This is a genomic window from Enterobacter sp. JBIWA003 (genome assembly GCF_019968825.1).
GTDB lineage: Bacteria > Pseudomonadota > Gammaproteobacteria > Enterobacterales > Enterobacteriaceae > Enterobacter > Enterobacter quasiroggenkampii.
Genome location: NZ_CP074170.1, coordinates 497,282 through 517,287, shown reverse-complemented (window position 1 = coordinate 517,287; position 20,006 = coordinate 497,282). Strand labels below are relative to the sequence as shown.

Genomic DNA, 20,006 nt, shown 5'->3' with positions numbered 1-20,006 from the left:
CCTACCTGTTAATTTATAAATTCTTGTGTAAGCTCAGCCAAATCCAGCGCATTCTCCGCAAGGGTTGTGATTTCCAGAATAATATCCTCAAGAGAAGAACTTACGGATAAGGCACCAAAAGCGACATAATATTCATCATGTTGAATTTGCGAAATTCCAACAGAAGATAAGGGAAGCATTTTTTGATTACGTAATAAGAAGAGATTGAAGTCAGCCTGGCGCTTAATGTCATTAACAGGACATATATAGGTTTCAATGATAACTTGCTGGGATGTAATAAAAATACTTAATGGCAAATCGCCATATTCATTCATTTTTATAATAAGTACATCATTGTTATTTTTTAAATCAATATAAATATCGCGCCGGCGTGACAATTCATCGGCAAGCGATGAGAGAGACCATCTCATAATTTCATCCATGTGTTAGTTTTAAAGATATTTATAAAAGCCGGTATCATTTCGGCCATTATATTACCAGCCAGGGCATAAAAAAAGCCACCCGAAGTGGGTGGCTTTTTTTATAGTTTACTCATTAGCTACGCTGACGCACCGCTTCAAACAGGCAGATGCCTGTCGCAACAGACACGTTCAGGGAGGACACGCTGCCTGCCATCGGGATGCTGATCAGCTCGTCGCAGTGCTCGCGGGTCAGACGACGCATGCCTTCACCTTCCGCCCCCATCACCAGCGCCAGACGGCCGGTCATTTTGCTCTGGTACAGAGTATGATCCGCTTCACCGGCGGTACCGACGATCCAGATGTTCTCTTCCTGCAGCAGACGCATGGTGCGCGCCAGGTTAGTCACGCGGATCAGCGGAACGTTTTCCGCCGCGCCGCAGGCCACTTTCTTCGCCGTCGCGTTCAGCTGCGCGGAGCGATCTTTCGGCACGATCACCGCATGCACGCCCGCCGCATCCGCGCTGCGCAGACACGCGCCGAGGTTATGCGGATCGGTGACGCCATCAAGGATCAGGAAGAACGGATTCTCCATCCCAGCGATCAGATCCGGCAGATCGTTCTCCTGATACTGACGGCCCGGCTTCACGCGGGCAATAATGCCCTGGTGCACCGCCCCATCACTTTTTTCATCCAGGGACTGGCGGTTCGCCAGCTGGATCACCACGCCCTGCGCTTCCAGAGCGTGGATCAGCGGCATCAGACGTTTGTCTTCACGCCCTTTCAGAATAAACACTTCCTGAAAACGCTCCGGTGCGCGCTCGAGAAGGGCCTGCACCGCGTGGATGCCGTAAATCATTTCACTCATTGATGGTTCTCGTAATAAGTATTTCCCCTCTCCCGGTTAGGGAGAGGGTCAGGGTGAGGGGAGAATTTACTCCGCCTGCTTTTTCTTAGCCGCGCGCTTCGCTTTGGTGGCGGCCGCTATTTTCTGTGTCTTCGCGGAAGGTTTCTTCGCTGAACGGGCTTCTTTCTTCGCCGCCTTCGGCTTCTGCTTCTTCTCGCCGCGGAACGCGCTGTCCGGCTCGAAGTTCACCTTCTTACCGGCCTGACGGCGCTTGCCGCTCGTTTTGCCGTTTCCGCCTTTTTTCGCTCTTTCGCGCTCGGTTTTACCGACGTTACGCGGGGCGCGCTCGCTGGAGATCAGGCTGAAGTCGATTTTACGGTCGTCCATATTCACGGCCTCAACCTTCACTTCCACACGGTCGCCCAGACGATAGGTCTGGCCGCCAGATTCGCCGATCAGACGCTGGCCGACCTGGTCGAAGCGGTAGTAGTCGTTATCCAGGCTGGAGACATGCACCAGACCGTCGATAAACAGCTCGTCCAGACGAACGAAGAAGCCAAAGCCGGTCACGCTGGCAATCACGCCTTTGAAGACGTTACCCACCTGGTCCAGCATAAAGTCACACTTCAGCCAGTCCGCCACGTCGCGGGTGGCTTCATCGGCACGGCGTTCGGTCATGGAGCAGTGCTGACCCAGTTGCAGCATCTCTTCCATCGAATAGTGATAGCCACCGGTTTCGGTGGTGTTCCCTTTATGTCCCTGCTCCTGTGCCAGCAGATACTTGATCGCACGGTGCAGAGAGAGGTCAGGGTAACGACGGATCGGCGACGTAAAGTGGGCGTAAGACTGCAACGCCAGGCCGAAGTGACCGCGGTTTTCCGGATCGTAAATCGCCTGCTTCATTGAGCGCAGCAGCATCGTCTGCAGCATTTCTGCATCAGGACGATCGCTAATGGATTCCAGCAGCTCGGCGTAATCGCGCGGCTCTGGCTTGTTGCCGCCCGGCAGCTCCAGGCCCAGTTCGGCTAGCACGGAGCGGAACGCGGTGATGGCTTCCGTCGACGGTTTATCGTGAATACGGAACAGCGCCGGTTCTTTGGCTTTTTCGACGAAGCGTGCCGCCGAGATATTCGCCAGAATCATACACTCTTCGATCAGCTTGTGCGCATCGTTACGCTGGGTCTGTTCGATACGCTCAATGCGGCGCTCGGCGTTGAAGATAAACTTCGCCTCTTCGCTCTCAAAGGAGATCCCGCCGCGCTCTTCGCGCGCCTGATCCAGCGTTTTGTAGAGGTTATGCAGCTCTTCGATGTGTTTGACCAGCGGCGCGTACTGTTCGCGCAGATCCTGGTCGCCCTGCAGCATATGCCAGACCTTGGTATAGGTCAGACGCGCATGCGAGCTCATCACCGCTTCGTAGAACTTGTAGCCGGTTAAGCGCCCTTTGTTGGAGATGGTCATCTCGCACACCATACAGAGGCGGTCAACCTGCGGGTTGAGGGAGCACAGACCGTTAGAGAGCACTTCCGGCAGCATCGGTACAACCTGCGACGGGAAGTAGACCGAGGTACCGCGGCTGCGCGCTTCGTTATCCAGCGGGGTGTGCGGACGAACATAGTAGCTTACGTCTGCAATCGCTACCCACAGACGCCAGCCGCCACCGCGTTTTTTCTCGCAGTAGACGGCGTCATCGAAGTCGCGGGCGTCTTCACCGTCGATCGTGACCAGCGGCAGGGAGCGGAGATCCACGCGGCCCACTTTGGATTCTTCCGGCACTTCTTCACGCAGGCTTTCGATCTGCTCTTCAACCGCTTTCGGCCAGATGTACGGAATTTCGTGGGTGCGCAGCGCCATATCAACGGCCATGCCGGTGCCCATGTTATCGCCCAGCACTTCGACGATTTTACCTACCGCTTTGGTGCGACGGGTTGGGCGCTGGGTGAGTTCCACCACCACCACAAAGCCCATGCGGGCACCCATCACCTCTTCAGGTGGGATCAGGATGTCGAAGCTCAGACGGCTGTCGTCCGGCACCACGAACCCCACGCCCGCGTCGGTAAAGTAGCGGCCGACAATCTGGCTGGTTTTTGGCACCAGCACGCGCACGACGCGCGCTTCGCGGCGGCCTTTACGGTCAGCGCCCAGCGGCTGCGCCAGAATTTGGTCGCCGTGGATGCACATTTTCATCTGTTCAGATGAGAGATACAGATCGTCTTTACGGCCTTCCACGCGCAGGAAGCCGAAGCCATCGCGGTGACCAATGACGGTCCCTTTCAGCAGATCGAGGCGTTCTGGCAGCGCGTAGCACTGGCGGCGGGTAAAGACCAGTTGCCCGTCACGCTCCATCGCGCGCAGGCGGCGGCGAAGGGCTTCAATTTGCTCTTCACCTTCAATGTTTAATTCAACAGCAAGTTCTTCACGATTGGCGGGTTTTTCGCGTTTTGTTAAGTGTTCAATGATGAACTCGCGGCTGGGGATAGGATTCGCGTATTTTTCGGCTTCGCGTTCCTGGAAAGGATCGTGTGACATGTCGGTTCCTCCGTTGTCAGCTCCGGTGGAAATTTTCTTCATTCCACCAGCAATAATTTATAAAGCGGTTGATTCTCTTCAACCAAATCGGCCAGCGTGTAGTTATCCAGTTCCATGAGAAAACTTTGCACGGCCTTAGAAAGCGCCTGTTTCAGGCGGCAAGCGGGCGTGATGTGGCAGAACTCGCTGCTGCAGTTCACCAGAGAGAGCGGCTCCAGTTCACGTACCACATCGCCAACACGAATACTCTGTGCCGGTTTACCAAGACGGATCCCACCATTCTTCCCGCGGACGGCAGCAACGTATCCGGCACGACTAAGTTGATTGATTATTTTGACCATATGATTACGGGATACGCCGTAGACCTCTGTGACTTCAGAGATACTGGTCATTTTCCCATCGGGTAACGACGCCATGTAGATCAGCGCGCGTAAGCCGTAATCGGTGAAACTTGTTAACTGCACATCAACCTCAGGAAAAAGGGAAATCGCGGACAAACCGCAGAGATATTCATTAATGATGATAAACCAGCCAGATAGTTAGCGGCTAATTTATTTGACAGACGGGGCGAAAAAGCGGAGATCCAGGAGCGGTCGCCGGATGGCGCTACGCTTATCCGGCCTACGGGTCTCCCCGCAGGCCAGCAGTCACGAAGATTATGCGTCGAACGGGTCGCGCAGGATCATCGTTTCAGTACGATCCGGGCCGGTAGAAATAATATCGATCGGCACTTCGGTCAGTTCTTCAATACGCTTGATGTAATCCAGCGCCGCCTGCGGCAGGCCGCTACGCTCTTTCACACCGAAAGTGGTCTCAGACCAGCCCGGCATGGTTTCGTAGATTGGCTCAATGCCTTCCCAGTCGTCAGCAGCCAGCGGAGTGGTGGTCACTTCGCGGCCATCTGGCATACGGTAGCCTACGCAGATTTTCACTTCTTTCAGGCCGTCCAGTACGTCCAGCTTGGTCAGGCAGAAGCCAGACAGGGAGTTGATCTGCACTGCACGACGCACGGCAACCGCATCCAGCCAGCCGGTACGACGACGACGACCGGTGGTCGCGCCAAACTCGTTACCCTGCTTGCACAGGAACTCGCCGGTTTCATCAAACAGTTCGGTCGGGAATGGACCCGCACCCACGCGAGTGGAGTACGCTTTGATGATACCCAGAACGTAATCCACATAACGTGGACCCAGGCCAGAGCCGGTCGCCACGCCACCCGCGGTGGTGTTAGAGGAGGTTACGTACGGATAGGTACCGTGGTCGATGTCCAGCAGCGTACCCTGCGCACCTTCGAACATGACGAAATCGCCACGCTTGCGCGCCTGGTCCAGCAGATCGGACACATCAACAACCATACCGGTCAGAATGTCTGCAATCGCCATGACGTCATCCAGCACTTTCTGGTAGTCAACAGCGTCAGCTTTGTAGAAGTTCACCAGCTGGAAGTTGTGATATTCCATCACTTCTTTCAGCTTTTCAGCGAAGGTCGCTTTGTCGAAGAGGTCGCCCACGCGCAGACCGCGACGTGCAACTTTATCTTCGTAAGCCGGGCCGATACCACGACCGGTGGTGCCGATCGCTTTCGCGCCACGTGCTTTCTCACGCGCAACGTCCAGCGCCACGTGATAATCCAGGATCAGCGGGCAGGCTTCGGAGAGCAGCAGACGCTCACGAACAGGGATACCACGGTCTTCCAGACCTTTCATCTCTTTCATCAGCGCCGCTGGAGACAGCACAACGCCGTTACCGATGATGCTGGTGACGTTTTCGCGAAGAATGCCTGATGGAATAAGATGGAGGACGGTTTTTTCACCGTTGATTACGAGAGTATGGCCTGCGTTGTGACCGCCCTGGTAGCGCACAACATATTTAGCCCGTTCAGTCAGAAGATCAACAATCTTCCCTTTACCTTCGTCACCCCATTGGGTGCCCAGTACGACGACGTTGTTACCCATTTTTTTCAAAATCACCGTTTGCTTAAAAATGGATTCTACCATCGCTTTTTCAGATATACAGCACTTTTTGACCTCAAAATACGCCGATTGCGCCTACTTTTTGATCAGCCAATCGTTTTCCTCAACATGTAGTAGATCACGATGCCCGCAACCACAAGACCGCCGCCAAAACGACGTAAAATATTATCCGGCAGTTGGCTCATGGTGGCGATCATTCGACGCCAGGCGCGTGGATAGAGCATCGGTCCCAGACCTTCCAGCACCAGAACCAGGGCCAGCGCGAGCCAGATCGTTGAATTCATTTTTGTTCCTTATAAAAGAAAACCACCGCTCCGTGGGGAGCGGTGGTTTGAATACTCAAACGAGCCTGAGTTTATCGCGTTGCGTTAGTCGGCGTCTTCATATAACGGAAGAAATCGCTGTCCGGGCTGAGCACCATCACATCCTGGTTGCTCTGGAAGCTATTCTCGTAAGCACGCAGGCTACGGATAAAGGCATAGAAGTCAGGATCCTGGCTGAAGGCATCAGCAAACAGTTTCGCGGCTTCCGCATCACCTTCACCGCGCAGGATACGGCCCTGGCGCTCAGATTCTGCCAGCGTCTTGGCCACTTCGTAGTCCGCAGCAGCACGCAGCTTCTCCGCCTCTTCCTGGCCCTGTGAACGGTGACGACGGGCGACCGCTTCACGCTCGGCGCGCATACGGTTGTAAATCGCCTCGGACACTTCCACCGGCAGGTTGATCTGCTTGATACGCACGTCCACCACTTCGATACCCAGCGCAGCCATACTGTTCGGGTTGATCACCGGTACTTTACCGTTGGTCTCCGCCTGAACGCGTTCAGCCGCTTTGGCAATTGCATCGTCAGCTGCTGGCGTTGAAACTTCATCTTCCGTGCCCGCGGTGCCGGAGTTCAGCGCATCGCGAACTTCCAGGGTCAGACGCCCACGGGAGTCGGTCACGATGTCTTTCACATCCAGACGACCAATCTCGGAACGCAGACGGTCAGAGAACTTACGTTTCAGCAGCACTTCCGCCTGAGAAACGTCACCGCCGCCCGTTGCCAGGAAGTAACGGCTGAAATCACTGATGCGCCATTTGATATAGGAATCAACGATCAGGTCCTTCTTCTCTTTGGTCACGAAACGGTCGGCCTGGTTATCCATGGTCTGGATACGCGCATCCAGCGTTTTCACAGACTGAATGAACGGCACCTTGAAGTGCAGGCCCGGTTCGTAAATGACCGGACGTTTGTCGCCATCACGCACGACGCTGCTGAACTGGAACTTAATCCCACGCTCGCCCTCTTTCACCACAAAGATCGAGGTATAAAGCACGACCAGTACGATGACGATGATCGCAATAACTGACTTACGCATCCTTATTCCCCCTGACGCTGGTAGTCGTTACGCTGCGCGTTAGCACGGCGTTGGTCCATAATGTCACCATCGTTCGAAGAAGGCGTTGTGTTCGTGCTGGCGCTGCCCGTTGAGGATGGCGGCAGACGCAGCAGGTTGTTCGCACCGCTGTTGTCTTTTGCTGCCGGAGCAGAACCGCCTTTCAGCATCTGATCCAGCGGCAGCACCATCAGGTTTCCGCCTTTACTGTCGTTAACCAACACTTTGCGGGTGTGGCTCAGCACTTTTTCCATGGTCTCGATATAGAGACGCTCACGGGTAATTTCCGGCGCCGCTTTATATTCAGGCAGGATCTTCGCAAAGCGAGCCACTTCACCCTGTGCTTCCAGGATGGTCTGGGTCTTATACGCACGCGCTTCTTCCAGAATACGCTGCGCCTGACCGTTAGCACGCGGCTGAACTTCGTTGGTATAGGCTTCTGCTTCACGAATGTACTGCTGTTCGTTTTCACGTGCAGCAATCGCATCGTCAAAGGCCGCTTTTACCTCTTCCGGCGGACGGGCAGCCTGGAAGTTGACGTCCAGCAGGGTAATACCCATGTTGTACGGACGAATGGTCTCTTCCAGCTCACGCTGGGTATCGCTACGAATAACGGTACGACCTTCGGTCAGAATGCGGTCCATGGTGTATTTACCGATCACACCACGCAGGGCGCTGTCGGTCGCCTGACGCAGGCTGTCATCGGCACTGGTCACGCTAAACAGATAACGCTCAGGATCGGTTACGCGGTACTGCACGTTCATCTCAACGCGCACGACGTTTTCGTCAGAGGTCAGCATCACGCCAGAGGCGGCCAGTTCACGGACGGATTCCACGTTGACCGCAGTCACGTCGTCAATGAAGGTCGGTTTCCAGTTCAGGCCCGGCTCAACCAGATGGCTGAACTTACCGAAGCGGGTCACCACACCGCGTTCCGCTTCTTTAATGGTGTAGAACCCGGTAGCAGCCCAGATGATTACCACTGCAGCGGCAACAATACCCACTACGCGGCCACCCATTTGCGGGCGCGGCCCCTGGGTAGAATTTCCACCTGAGCCAGAACCTTTACCTCCGCCAAGACCACCAAGCTTTTTGCTCAGCTTGCGGAAGATATCATCCAGATCCGGCGGCCCCTGCTCGCGACCACCTTTGTTGCCATTTCCCCCAGAGTTGCCGCCTTGATTATTGCTGCTTCCCCACGGGTCGCGGTCCTGTCCGTTATTACCGGGCTGATTCCACGCCATGTATATGCTCCATATTTGTTATGCAAGGGCGAATTATTCAGGCATCCCCTTTCTGATCAGACGATATAGTCGACCAGCGCAGGTTCTTGTTTACAGAGGCGACGCCAGTCAACGATCGGCATACGCACCTGCATCCCCACGCTGCCGTCATCCTCCATCCACTCTTTTTCTATCGCCTGAAGCTGATAAAACCGGCTGCGCAGCCTGCCTTCCTGTGGCGGCAGTCGCAGCGTGTGCTGAGCTACCTCACCGGAAAGACGTTCTGTCAAAGCCTGGAAAAGCAGTGGCACACCAATACCGGTCTGGGCAGAAAGCCAGACCCGAATCGGTTTGTTCTCTTCATCTCTGTCGATACGCGGTTCGAAATCGTCCAGCATATCGATCTTGTTCATGACCAACAGCGTGGGAATTTCGTGGGCGTCGATCTCTTCGAGCACCACGTTCACCGCGTCGATGTTCTCCTGCACGCGCACATCTGCCGCATCAATCACGTGCAGCAGCAGCGTCGCCTGTCGCGTCTCCTGCAGGGTGGCCTTGAATGCCGCCACCAGGTCATGCGGCAGGTGACGGATAAACCCTACGGTATCCGCCAGCACCGTTTCACCGACGTCTGCGACGTCAATACGGCGCAGCGTAGGGTCCAGGGTCGCAAACAGCTGGTCTGCGGCATAAACCTGGGCCTCGGTTATCTGGTTAAACAGGGTGGATTTACCGGCGTTGGTATACCCCACCAGCGACACCGTTGGGATGTCGGCTTTGGTTCGTGCCCGACGCCCCTGCTCACGCTGTTTCTCAACCCTTTCCAGACGTGAGAGGATCTGGGTAATTCGGCCACGCAGCAAACGACGGTCGGTTTCGAGCTGGGTTTCACCCGGGCCGCGCAAACCAATCCCGCCTTTTTGTCTTTCAAGGTGTGTCCAGCCACGCACCAGACGCGTTGCCAGATGGCGCAGCTGCGCCAGCTCAACCTGCAGTTTCCCTTCGTGGGTACGTGCACGCTGAGCAAAAATGTCTAAAATCAATCCCGTGCGATCGATAACACGGCATTCGCAGAGAGCTTCCAGGTTGCGCTCCTGGGCTGGAGACAGCGCATGATCAAACAACACGACTGACGCGCCGGTTGCTTTTACGGCATCCGCAATTTCGACTGCTTTACCTTCACCAACAAAATACTTTGGGTGCGGCGCTTTACGGCTACCGGTAATCACCTGCATTGCTTCGACACCGGCGGAAGAGACCAGAGATTCAAACTCCTGGAGGTCTTCCATATCTTTGTCTTGCGAAAAATAGATGTGTACCAGCACCGCCTGCTCACCGGCATCATAACGGTCAAACAAGCGTAAACCTCTCTAAAAAGATCAGCGGGGAACGCAGGATCCCTGGCTCCCCGTGTGGATAACAGTGCGAAACCTTATTCGGTCTCGTCGCTGTCCTGCGCTGGCGTTGAAGAACCCTGCGCGTTGCTGCCATGATGGTAGTTACTACCTGTGCCGCCGCCAGCGTTATTGCTGTGATGAGATACCGGACGGGACGGAACAACAGTAGAAATAGCGTGCTTGTAGACCATCTGACTGACCGTGTTTTTCAACAGAATCACGAACTGATCGAAAGACTCAATCTGACCTTGCAGCTTAATACCATTCACCAAATAAATAGAAACTGGAACACGTTCCCGACGCAATGCGTTCAGGAACGGATCTTGTAAAGATTGCCCCTTAGCCATTCTATCTTTTCCTTATATGCTTGTTTTGTACTTAGAACCTTGCGATTCTGAAAAATTGCGCACGATACGTCTCAATTGTACACATTCAGTGAGCGATATCACCAACAACCTCAATCACGTCGTTTAACGCCTGTTGTGGTTTTTCACTGTCTAACCAGTGAACCCCTTCCCAACCGCGCAACCAGGTGATCTGGCGCTTCGCTAACTGTCTCGTGGCGCAAACACCTCGATAAACCATTTCATCGTATGAAATCTCACCTTCAAGATACGACCACATCTGGCGGTATCCCACACAACGAATGGAAGGCATGTCCGTATGCAAATCTCCACGGGCAAATAACGCCCGCACTTCTGCTTCAAAATCTGAAGCTAACATCTGATGAAAACGCTGCTCAATTCGCTGATGGAGCAGTTCACGGCTCGCCGGGGCGATGGCGAACTGATGCACCTGATACGGCAGAGCGTCTCCTGACGTTTGCGTCAGTTCCGTTAAAGTTTTACCCGAAATGAAAAAAACTTCCAGTGCCCGGGAAAGCCTTTGCGGATCATTTGGATGGATCCGTGCTGCGGCAACCGGATCAATCTCCGCCAGTTGCTGATGCAAAACGTCCCAACCCTGCTCTGCCGCCTGCTGCTCAATTTTCGCTCTTACTTCCGGGTCCGCGGATGGCAGAGGTGATAACCCCTCCAGCAGCGCCTTGAAGTAGAGCATGGTTCCGCCAACCAACAGCGGTATACGCCCCGCCGCCGTTATCTCGGCCATCTCGGCTAAGGCATCCCGGCGAAAATCCGCTGCGGAGTAAGCCTGAGCCGGGTCGAGTATATCCAGCAAACGGTGCGGTGCCGCACGCAGCTCTTCTGCGTCAGGCTTCGCCGTGCCGATGTCCATCCCCCGATAAATGAGGGCGGAGTCGACGCTAATCAACTCTACAGGCAAAACTTTACGCAACTCAATGGCGAGCGCCGTTTTGCCGGAGGCCGTTGGGCCCATTAAAAAAATTGCCTTAGGCAGGCTCGCCTTACTTACATCAATCATGTTTCAGGGCGTTCATCGCCGTTTGTAAATCAACAGGTTGTAATAATCCACCCGGCGGCGTTTTCACCAGATGCGGACAGAGACGTTCCACCTCCGCCAGCACGCTAATGGCCTGTGCCATACTCCACGGCGTGTGTTCGCTTGCCAGATGACGGGCGATCCACTGCGCGGTGTTAGCGGCATCAAACGCTGTTTGCTGCGCCAGGTAGCCTATCAGTTCAGGAATCAAGTTTTGTAAATTTTGTTGGCGTAAGGGTAAAGGCACTGCACGAATTGTCACATGTTGCGGTTCGAGCACAGTTTCAATCCCCATCTGCGCCAGCTGCGCCTCGGCGCGCTGCAATACCCTTGTTTCATCAGGGGATATTTTCAGGCGAACCGGAATTAACAGCGGCTGCGCACAGGCGGCATTTTCGCCCGGCGTGAGCTGCACCTGTTTAAGCCAGCGTTCAGCCACCGGCAGTGCCAGAAGCATCAATTTACCGTCACGCTCCAGCAGCGCCATATCCGGCGCGATGATCGTCAGCACACGACCAAAACTCTGGCTGTGGCCGTCCAGAGAAGGCTGAGGCGCCGGAATAGATGTTTTACGCTCCACGGCCGGCGTTTCCAGCAGTTTGCGGTACAACGCGCCCTGCTGCTTTTGATAGCCAGGCTGGGCATTCGGGTAGTTAGCACCCGTTGGACGCGGTGCTCCCCCGGCGGAGGAAAAGCGCGGCGCTTCCGGTTCACGCGCGACGGCGGGCTCCGCAAAATGGTTGCGGCCGGCCGCGACGCGGTTTTCCAGAATTGGGCGTGGCGCCGGTTCTGCGTGTTCCAGCGGCAATGACGTTTCAACCTGCTGCTGCAGCACGCTCAGCACGCCCTGATAGATAAAATCATGCACCAGTCGCGACTGGTGGAATCGTACTTCGTGCTTGGCAGGATGAACGTTCACATCCACCTGATGCGGGTCGATGTCCAGATAAAGCACGAAAGCAGGCTGCTGATCGGCCCCGAGCTTGTCTTCGCAGGCCTGGCGAATGGCGTGATTGATGAGACGGTCGCGCATCATGCGGCCGTTGACGTAGCAATACTGGATCTCCGCAAACGCAGCGCTGCTCGCGTTCGGATCGGCTACCCAGCCGCGCAGCGCCAGATCGCCGTGCTGCCACTCAATGGCCAGCGCCTGTTCCAGAAACGGGGTCCCGCAAATGGCGCCCAGCCGTCGCTCTTTCTGTCCACCTTCCGCCACCGCGCGATACTGGCGCATCACCTTGCCGTTGTGGCTGAGGTTGATGGTGACATCGAAACGCGCCAGCGCGATACGGCGGATGATCTCGTCGATGTGTCCGAATTCGGTCTTCTCGGTACGCATGAACTTGCGTCGGGCGGGGGTGTTGTAGAAGAGATCTAATACTTCAAGCGTCGTGCCGACAGGGTGCGCCGCGGGTTTGACCGTTACATCCATATCGCGCCCTTCGGCGTACGCCTGCCAGGCTTCCTGCTGTTCGGCGGTACGGGAGGTCAGCGTTAAGCGCGAAACCGAGCTGATACTGGCCAGCGCTTCACCGCGAAAGCCGAGGCTAATAATCGCCTCCAGGTCATCCAGAGAAGCAATTTTACTGGTGGCGTGACGGGCCAGCGCCAGCGCCAGCTCCTCTTTTTTTATGCCACAGCCGTTATCACGAATGCGGATAAGCTTCGCGCCACCGCGCTCGATATCAATATCAATACGGGTCGCGCCCGCATCAAGGCTGTTTTCCACCAGCTCCTTCACGACCGACGCAGGACGTTCCACCACCTCACCGGCGGCGATTTGGTTCGCAAGCTGCGGCGGCAGAACCTGAATCGGCATGAATTCTCCTTAGTTGGTCGCGGTCATCTCACCCGGCAGCGCTGCGCTGGCCGTCTGGCCTGCGCCACTCTGTGGCGCAGACTGCAGCGGATGGGCATCAAAGTATTTACGCAGACCGTTATAAATCGCTTCGGCAATTTGCTGCTGATAGCTGTCGCTTCCCAGCAGACGCTCTTCACCGTTGTTACTGATAAAGCCCGTCTCTACAAGGATGGACGGGATATCTGGCGAGCGCAGAACGCCGAGGCTGGCATGTTCAGGACGACGCTTATGCAGCACGCCAATACTTTGCAGTTGGTTCAATACGTTAGTGGCGACATCATACCCGACGCGCTGAGAATGACCGAATTGTAAATCCAGCACCGCCTGGCTGAGATACGGGTCTGACTGGCTGTTTGCCAGCACATCGCCCGCGCCGCCCAACAGTTCGGACTGCTTCTCATGCTCTTCCAGCCAGTTGGCCATTTCGCTGTTGGCGCGACGGTTCGAGAGTACCCATACCGAGGCGCCGGTCGCGTTACGGTTTGGCGCAGCATCCGCGTGGATGGAGACCAGGAAGTTCGCATTCTGCTTACGTGCAACGTCCGAACGCCCCATCACCGAAATGAAGTAATCCCCGTCGCGGGTCAACACGCCTTTGAACATAGGGTCGTCGTTGAGCAGCGCACGCAGCTTACGGGCAATGGCGATGGTGACATTTTTCTCTTGCGTCCCCCCCGGGCCAATCGCACCCGGGTCCTGTCCACCGTGACCCGCATCAATGGCGATAATCACTTTGTCACCGCTGGCCGCTGTACGGCGCGCACTCGCTGCCGGACGCGTTACCGTATTGCTGCTGGTTGCCGCAGTGATGCGATCGTTCTGCGATTTAAACGGATTACGCGCAGGTTCAGCAGGACGCGGCGTATACACCGGTTCTTCGACGCGTTTCGCAACGACCGGCGGCGGTGGAGGCGGTGGCGGGACATCGGCATTGATGGTAAAGACCACCGTATAGTTCGCCCCGTTTTGCTGCTTCACCGCCTTCGTTTTGCCCTTTTCGGTCAGATCGACCACCAGGCGTAACGACTGGCTATCCTGCGGCGTACCCGAACGGATACTTTTCACCAGGTTGTTGCCGCTGAACTGCAGCGGGAGTCCCTGGATCACGCCTGTCTGTTTGATATCCAGCGCCACGCTGTGGCTGTCTGGCTGTGAAAACGCATACTCAGGATCGCCCATAAAGCTGAACGTGATCCGGGCCTGGCTTTCGCCGTTCGAGACCTGAATATCTGAGAGGTTTGCCGCCCCGGCCTGCGCGCACAGCAGCACGGTGGCAGCAAACAACCAACCTTTAACGCGATTTATCATCCCGTCATCCCTACGCTTAACCGGCCAGTCGCGCCAGTAAGGAACTGCCTGATGAGGAAACAGCACTGATGCGTGCCTCACGCCCTTGTGCCTGGTAATCTAAGTGAATTTCGACATCCGGGTCAGGCAGCACACCCGCACCTTGTTGCGGCCACTCCACCAGGCAGATGGCATCATTGGCAAAATAATCACGGATCCCCATAAATTCCAGCTCCTCAGGATCCGCAAGGCGGTATAAATCGAAGTGGTACACCATGAGATTTTCAAGGGTGTACGGTTCTACCAGCGTGTAGGTTGGGCTTTTCACATTCCCGTTATGCCCTAACGCCTGTAAAAAACCCCGGCTGAAGGTGGTTTTACCCGCACCTAAATCACCATACAGATAAATGACGGTTGCCCCCTGACAGGCCTGCGCCACGCGCTTGCCGAGTTCTAAAGTGGCTTGTTCATCAGGTAAAGGAATCGCTCGATTAGTCATTTTCTACGTCAATCACATCCGGGTTAACAACACGCCGCAGCGTGCAAAAGAGATCGGTGGCCAGCATACCGCGTGTACCGTAACGCGCAGCCAGTTTATCTGCCGCAACGCCGTGGGCCACGCAGCCCGCGCAGGCTGCATCATAAAGGGGAAGTTTCTGTCCAAGCAATGCGCCGATGATGCCGGAAAGCACATCGCCCATGCCGCCGCTCGCCATGCCCGCATTTCCGGCATCAATAATGCCCTCCGTCTCGTCACAGGCGACAACGGTTCCCGCCCCTTTTAAAACAGCAACACCTCCGTAACGTTTTACCAGACGCTGAGCAGAAAGTAAGCGATCGCTTTCAATTTCTGCCACGCTGCAGTTAAGCAGCCGCGCGGCTTCGCCGGGGTGTGGCGTCAGAATGCGATTGTGACGCTTATCCGGGTTTATTGCCAGAAGGTTAAGCGCGTCGGCATCCCACAGCATCGGTTTGCGAAAATTCTCGACCTTTTGCAGGGCCTGTTTACCCCACGCCTGCTGTCCAAGCCCGGGACCGATCACCACCACATCCGCCCATTCGAGGCTTTCCTCTAACGTCTGAAGCGTAAGCTCATGGACCATCAACTCCGGTCGGGCAGTGATGATTGGCGCAATATTCTCAATGCGAGTGAGCACTCGCACTAATCCGGCGCCGCTGCGCAAAGCCGCTTCACCGGTCATGCGAATCGCACCTGCCGTACCGTGGTCGCCGCCCACAATGACCAGCCTGCCGTGATCGCCCTTATGGGACGTCGACCGGCGCGGCGGGAGCCACGCTGGGAGCTGCGAGGCGTCAAAGCGTGACAGTTTCGTTTCCTGCCCGGCGAGCCAGCTCTCCAGCCCCAGCGCACTGTGGTGCAACACGCCGACGACATCCCGCGCTTTGCCGGTCAGTAACCCCGGCTTGAGGGCGATGAAGGTCACCGTATGTGCCGCCTGAATCACCGCCCCCGGCGTCGCGCCGGTTTGTGCCATCAGTCCAGAGGGAATATCCAGGGCGACTACCGGCGCGGAATGTCTGTTCGCGTGTTCAATAAGCGCGGCAACGTTTTCGCGCGGCGCGCTGCGCAGCCCGGTGCCCAGCAGCCCGTCAACAATCAGATCAACATCCTCTGGCCAGACGATATCAGGCGCATGAATCACACCGCCTGCGTTCAGCCATGCCTCCCGCGCCGCGCTGGCCTCTTCCGGCAGCGGTTTATCACTTTCGAGAGCCAGCAAGGTCACGCGGATACCCGCAGCCACCGCGAGACGGGCAACGACGTAGCCATCACCGCCGTTGTTGCCGTGCCCGCACAGAATTAGCCAGTGAGCCGCCTGCGGGAAGGCGCTTCGGGCAACGTCAAACGCCGCCTCACCCGCGCGCAGCATCAGTTCATACAGGGTAATCCCGAGGCTGTCTGCGGCCTCTTTTTCGGCGCGCCGGAGGTCATCCGCATGCCAGATGGAATGTGGTATACTTGCGGGGTTTTTCTTCACCGTATGGTCCGTCATGTCACAGTCCCTCGATCTCAATGAATTAGCGCAAAAAATAAAACAGTGGGGTGCTGAGCTTGGCTTCCAGAAGGTGGGCATTACCGATACCGACCTTTCCGCCAGCGAGCCGAAACTGCAGGCCTGGCTGGACAAACAATACCACGGCGAAATGGAGTGGATGGCGCGTCATGGCATGATGCGCGCCCGTCCACACGAGCTTTTGCCGGGCACATTACGCGTCATCAGCGTGCGCATGAATTATCTGCCCGCCAACGCGGCCTTTGCGCGCACGCTAAAAGACCCCTCGCTGGGTTACGTTAGCCGGTACGCCCTGGGACGTGATTACCATAAGCTTCTGCGTAACCGTTTAAAAAAACTCGGGGAAACTATTCAGCAGCACTGTGTTTCGCTGAATTTTAGACCCTTTGTCGATTCCGCGCCTATTCTTGAGCGTCCGATCGCCGAAAAAGCCGGGCTTGGCTGGACAGGTAAGCACTCACTTATCCTTAGCCGCGACGCCGGATCGTTCTTCTTCCTCGGTGAACTGCTGATCGATTTACCGCTGCCGGTAGACGGCCCGGTAGAGGAAGGCTGTGGCCGCTGCGTGGCCTGTATGACCATCTGCCCTACCGGCGCCATCGTTGAGCCCTACACCGTTGATGCGCGCCGCTGTATCTCCTACCTGACTATCGAACTGGAAGGGGCCATTCCAGAGGAATTTCGACCGCTTATCGGCAACCGCATCTACGGCTGCGACGATTGCCAGCTCATCTGCCCATGGAACCGCTATTCGCAGCTTACTGATGAAGAAGATTTCAACCCGCGTAAGGCGCTCCATGCCCCGCCGCTTATTGAGCTGTTCGCCTGGTCCGAGGCCTGGTTCCTGAAAGTGACAGAGGGTTCGGCTATTCGCCGTATCGGCCATCTGCGCTGGCTGCGAAATGTCGCCGTCGCGCTGGGGAATGCCCCGTGGGATGAAGCCAATATTCGGGCGCTTGAAAGCCGTCGAGGTGAGCACCCACTTCTTGATGAACACATAGAATGGGCGATTGCGCAGCAGATAGACAAGCGTAATGCCTGCGTGGTCGAGGTGCAGCTACCGAAGAAACAGCGTCTGGTGAGGGTGATTGAGAAAGGGCTTCCGCGGGATGCCTGAACTATTCACACCCTGTGAATAAAATTACAAACTCAAGCGCCATCTGGTCTGGAGATGAGGTCAAGTGATCTCAATAACATTTTGAAATCAAATTTTATACTGTAAATACAGTGCGTTATAAAGATATTATTCACCCTGCTAAGTTTTAACCCTGTTTCGGTTAAGCGCAGTTTCTGTGGATAACTCTGTTCACAAGAGTATTTCAGAGACAATAGAAAACGTCCCCAGCGACGCTTTTCGCTATGGATATTTTAGAGATAAAGAAGAATTTGGAGCGGGAAACGAGACTCGAACTCGCGACCCCGACCTTGGCAAGGTCGTGCTCTACCAACTGAGCTATTCCCGCTTGGGTGGTCCGTGCTGTGGAAGCACTTTCAAATTTTGGAGCGGGAAACGAGACTCGAACTCGCGACCCCGACCTTGGCAAGGTCGTGCTCTACCAACTGAGCTATTCCCGCTTGGGCAGTCTGTGCTGTGGAAGCACTTTCAAATTTTGGAGCGGGAAACGAGACTCGAACTCGCGACCCCGACCTTGGCAAGGTCGTGCTCTACCAACTGAGCTATTCCCGCAAATCTGCACTGCTTTTGTTGCTGTCGTAACGTGTAATTCTCTGTCGTTACGGGAGGCGCATTATACGAGAAATCCTTTTAGCTGCAACCCCCCTTAAAGCGATTTTTTCGAAATTCAGTTCAAATGCTTATTTAATCGGCAAGCTGAACAATTTAACGACAAAAACCCGGCCACGCAAGGCGCCGGATCTCAAAATCACAGCTTAATAAAGTTTTCGCGGTAGTAGGAAAGCTCCGCCACGGACTCTCGGATATCGTCCATCGCCTGATGCGTCCCCTGCTTTTTAAAGCCGTCGAGGATTTCAGGCTTCCAGCGACGCGCCAGCTCTTTCAGCGTGCTGACATCCAGATAGCGGTAGTGAAAGTAAGACTCCAGCTCCGGCATGTACTTAAACAGGAAACGACGATCCTGGCCGATGCTATTCCCACAGATAGGCGATTTGCCCGCCGGAACCCACTGTTTCAGAAACTCAAGCGTCGCCAGCTCCGCCTCACGGTCACCCATGGTGCTCACCTTCACGCGCTCCACCAGACCACTGCCGGTGTGGGTACGCACGTTCCACTCATCCATCAACGCCAGCTGGTCATCGGACTGATGCACCGCTATCGTTGGCCCTTCCGCCAGGATATTCAGGTTGGCGTCCGTCACCAGGGTTGCAATTTCAATGATGCGATCGCGCTCGGGATCCAGCCCGGTCATTTCGAGATCGATCCAAATCAGGTTGTTTTCATCCGCGCTCATGTTATTTTCCACCCTTCTCGCATAACCGGCAGTAGCAGGTTAACTAGTATTAATTAGAGTGTATCATAGAGGTTTTGCCCCCTACGGGCGACCAGGAGCCAGTGCGATTGAGTAAAAATAAACTCTCCAAAGGGCAGCAGCGCCGCGTGAATGCCAATCACCAGCGCCGTCTTAAAACCACTGCGGAGAAGGTCGATTACGACGACAACCTGTTTGGCGACCCAACGGAAGGCGTAGTCATCAGCCGTTTCGGTATGCACGCTGACGTGGAATCCGCCGATGGTGCGATTCACCGCTGCAACATCCGCCGGACCATTCGTTCTCTGGTTACCGGCGACCGCGTCGTCTGGCGGCCGGGTAAAGAGGCGGCGGAAGGCGTGACGGTAAAAGGTATCGTTGAAGCGGTCCATGAGCGCACGTCCGTGTTAACCCGTCCCGATTTCTACGACGGGGTCAAACCGATTGCCGCCAACATTAACCAGATTGTTATCGTATCGGCGATTTTGCCCGAACTGTCGCTCAATATTATCGACCGATACCTCGTCGCCTGCGAAACGCTGCAGGTTGAGCCGATTATCGTGCTGAACAAAATCGATCTGCTGGACGACGACGGAATGGCCTTCGTCAATGAGCAGATGGATATCTATCGCAAGATTGGCTACCGCGTCCTGATGGTCTCCAGCTACACCAAAGATGGCCTGAAACCGCTGGAAGAGGCGCTTACCGATCGCATCAGCATCTTTGCAGGCCAGTCCGGCGTGGGCAAATCGAGCCTGCTGAACAACCTGCTTGGCCTCCAGCAAGAGATCCTCACCAACGATGTCTCTGATGTCTCGGGCCTGGGCCAGCACACCACTACCGCGTCACGCCTGTATCACTTCCCGCATGGGGGCGATGTCATTGACTCCCCGGGCGTGCGAGAGTTCGGTTTATGGCACCTGGAGCCGGAACAAATCTTTAACGGATTTGTCGAATTCCATGATTATTTAGGCGCTTGCAAGTACCGCGACTGTAAACACGATAACGACCCAGGCTGCGCTATCCGTGAAGCGGTTGAGAAAGGCGAAATTGCGGAGACCCGCTTCGAGAATTACCACCGTATTCTTGAGAGCATGGATCAGGTAAAAACGCGTAAAAACTTTTCTGATTCTGATAACTGACAACTAAGCTAAGCATCGCTAAAATCGTCCCCTTTTTTCAGGTTCCGGCGGCTTAACGCCGGATCAGGAACGACAAAACAATGGCCT

At 55.5% G+C, this 20,006-nt stretch carries 18 protein-coding genes and 3 tRNA genes; 2 read left to right on the top strand and 19 right to left on the bottom strand.

Annotated elements, in window-relative coordinates; all coding sequences use genetic code 11:
- Positions 1 to 8: 8 nt before the first annotated feature.
- The 15 genes from KGP25_RS02475 to nnr all read right to left on the bottom strand — a co-directional run bounded on the left by KGP25_RS02475 (position 9) and on the right by nnr (position 16,309).
- Positions 9 to 410 carry a DUF2170 family protein gene (locus KGP25_RS02475; RefSeq protein WP_223539906.1) on the bottom strand — a complete coding sequence of 134 codons (402 nt, stop codon included), beginning with the start codon at positions 408 to 410 and terminating at the stop codon, positions 9 to 11.
- 124 nt (positions 411 to 534) lie between these two features.
- Entirely contained in the window at positions 535 to 1,266 is a 732-nt protein-coding gene (rlmB, locus tag KGP25_RS02470) for a 23S rRNA (guanosine(2251)-2'-O)-methyltransferase RlmB (RefSeq protein ID WP_223539905.1), read from the bottom strand.
- Between the two features lie 66 nt (positions 1,267 to 1,332).
- A complete protein-coding gene (gene rnr, locus KGP25_RS02465; RefSeq protein WP_048027861.1) occupies positions 1,333 to 3,774 on the bottom strand; it encodes a ribonuclease R in 2,442 nt (813 codons plus the stop codon).
- A 38-nt stretch (positions 3,775 to 3,812) separates the two neighbouring features.
- Positions 3,813 to 4,238 (bottom strand): nitric oxide-sensing transcriptional repressor NsrR, encoded by a 426-nt coding sequence (nsrR, locus tag KGP25_RS02460; protein WP_010427492.1) that lies wholly within the window; start codon positions 4,236 to 4,238, stop codon positions 3,813 to 3,815.
- 192 nt (positions 4,239 to 4,430) lie between these two features.
- On the bottom strand, positions 4,431 to 5,729 hold the full coding sequence (locus KGP25_RS02455; RefSeq protein WP_006178975.1) for an adenylosuccinate synthase: 1,299 nt from the start codon (positions 5,727 to 5,729) through the stop codon (positions 4,431 to 4,433).
- A gap of 104 nt (positions 5,730 to 5,833) precedes the next feature.
- Complete coding sequence (locus KGP25_RS02450) at positions 5,834 to 6,031, bottom strand: DUF2065 domain-containing protein (RefSeq protein ID WP_003855996.1); 198 nt, start codon at positions 6,029 to 6,031, stop codon at positions 5,834 to 5,836.
- Positions 6,032 to 6,102: 71 nt separating this feature from the next.
- Complete coding sequence (hflC, locus tag KGP25_RS02445; RefSeq protein WP_008502916.1) at positions 6,103 to 7,107, bottom strand: protease modulator HflC; 1,005 nt, start codon at positions 7,105 to 7,107, stop codon at positions 6,103 to 6,105.
- A gap of 2 nt (positions 7,108 to 7,109) precedes the next feature.
- Complete coding sequence (hflK, locus tag KGP25_RS02440; protein ID WP_045907965.1) at positions 7,110 to 8,369, bottom strand: FtsH protease activity modulator HflK; 1,260 nt, start codon at positions 8,367 to 8,369, stop codon at positions 7,110 to 7,112.
- Between the two features lie 56 nt (positions 8,370 to 8,425).
- Positions 8,426 to 9,706, bottom strand: a complete 1,281-nt coding sequence (gene hflX, locus KGP25_RS02435) for a ribosome rescue GTPase HflX (protein ID WP_023310136.1) — start codon at positions 9,704 to 9,706, stop codon at positions 8,426 to 8,428.
- Between the two features lie 74 nt (positions 9,707 to 9,780).
- The gene (hfq, locus tag KGP25_RS02430; RefSeq protein ID WP_008502919.1) at positions 9,781 to 10,092 is read right to left on the bottom strand and encodes an RNA chaperone Hfq; all 312 of its coding nucleotides are present in this window, start codon (positions 10,090 to 10,092) and stop codon (positions 9,781 to 9,783) included.
- An 85-nt stretch (positions 10,093 to 10,177) separates the two neighbouring features.
- Positions 10,178 to 11,128: a tRNA (adenosine(37)-N6)-dimethylallyltransferase MiaA gene (gene miaA / locus KGP25_RS02425; protein ID WP_047073328.1), complete on the bottom strand. Its 951-nt coding sequence runs from the start codon at positions 11,126 to 11,128 to the stop codon at positions 10,178 to 10,180.
- The gene (mutL, locus tag KGP25_RS02420; protein ID WP_223539904.1) at positions 11,121 to 12,965 is read right to left on the bottom strand and encodes a DNA mismatch repair endonuclease MutL; all 1,845 of its coding nucleotides are present in this window, start codon (positions 12,963 to 12,965) and stop codon (positions 11,121 to 11,123) included. Before mutL ends, miaA begins: the two co-directional genes overlap by 8 nt.
- Before the next feature lie 9 nt (positions 12,966 to 12,974).
- The gene (amiB, locus tag KGP25_RS02415) at positions 12,975 to 14,315 is read right to left on the bottom strand and encodes an N-acetylmuramoyl-L-alanine amidase AmiB (RefSeq protein WP_048225274.1); all 1,341 of its coding nucleotides are present in this window, start codon (positions 14,313 to 14,315) and stop codon (positions 12,975 to 12,977) included.
- A 16-nt stretch (positions 14,316 to 14,331) separates the two neighbouring features.
- Entirely contained in the window at positions 14,332 to 14,793 is a 462-nt protein-coding gene (gene tsaE / locus KGP25_RS02410; RefSeq protein WP_013095283.1) for a tRNA (adenosine(37)-N6)-threonylcarbamoyltransferase complex ATPase subunit type 1 TsaE, read from the bottom strand.
- A complete protein-coding gene (gene nnr / locus KGP25_RS02405; RefSeq protein WP_223539903.1) occupies positions 14,786 to 16,309 on the bottom strand; it encodes a bifunctional ADP-dependent NAD(P)H-hydrate dehydratase/NAD(P)H-hydrate epimerase in 1,524 nt (507 codons plus the stop codon). Before nnr ends, tsaE begins: the two co-directional genes overlap by 8 nt.
- Between nnr and queG the strand changes: the two genes are divergently transcribed.
- Positions 16,308 to 17,447 (top strand): tRNA epoxyqueuosine(34) reductase QueG, encoded by a 1,140-nt coding sequence (queG, locus tag KGP25_RS02400; RefSeq protein WP_223539902.1) that lies wholly within the window; start codon positions 16,308 to 16,310, stop codon positions 17,445 to 17,447. The two genes, nnr and queG, sit on opposite strands and share 2 nt — an antisense overlap.
- Positions 17,448 to 17,717: 270 nt before the next feature.
- On the opposite strand, the gene KGP25_RS02395 is transcribed toward queG, so the two are convergent.
- The 4 genes from KGP25_RS02395 to orn form a co-directional block, all read right to left on the bottom strand.
- Positions 17,718 to 17,793 (bottom strand) — tRNA-Gly (locus KGP25_RS02395).
- 36 nt (positions 17,794 to 17,829) lie between these two features.
- Positions 17,830 to 17,905: transfer RNA gene (locus KGP25_RS02390), tRNA-Gly, on the bottom strand.
- Between the two features lie 36 nt (positions 17,906 to 17,941).
- Positions 17,942 to 18,017, bottom strand: a tRNA-Gly gene (locus tag KGP25_RS02385).
- Between the two features lie 196 nt (positions 18,018 to 18,213).
- Positions 18,214 to 18,759: an oligoribonuclease gene (orn, locus tag KGP25_RS02380; protein WP_063622716.1), complete on the bottom strand. Its 546-nt coding sequence runs from the start codon at positions 18,757 to 18,759 to the stop codon at positions 18,214 to 18,216.
- 107 nt (positions 18,760 to 18,866) lie between these two features.
- On the opposite strand from orn, the gene rsgA reads away from it, so the two are divergent.
- Positions 18,867 to 19,919, top strand: a complete 1,053-nt coding sequence (rsgA, locus tag KGP25_RS02375) for a small ribosomal subunit biogenesis GTPase RsgA (protein ID WP_008502927.1) — start codon at positions 18,867 to 18,869, stop codon at positions 19,917 to 19,919.
- Positions 19,920 to 20,006 lie beyond the last annotated feature (87 nt).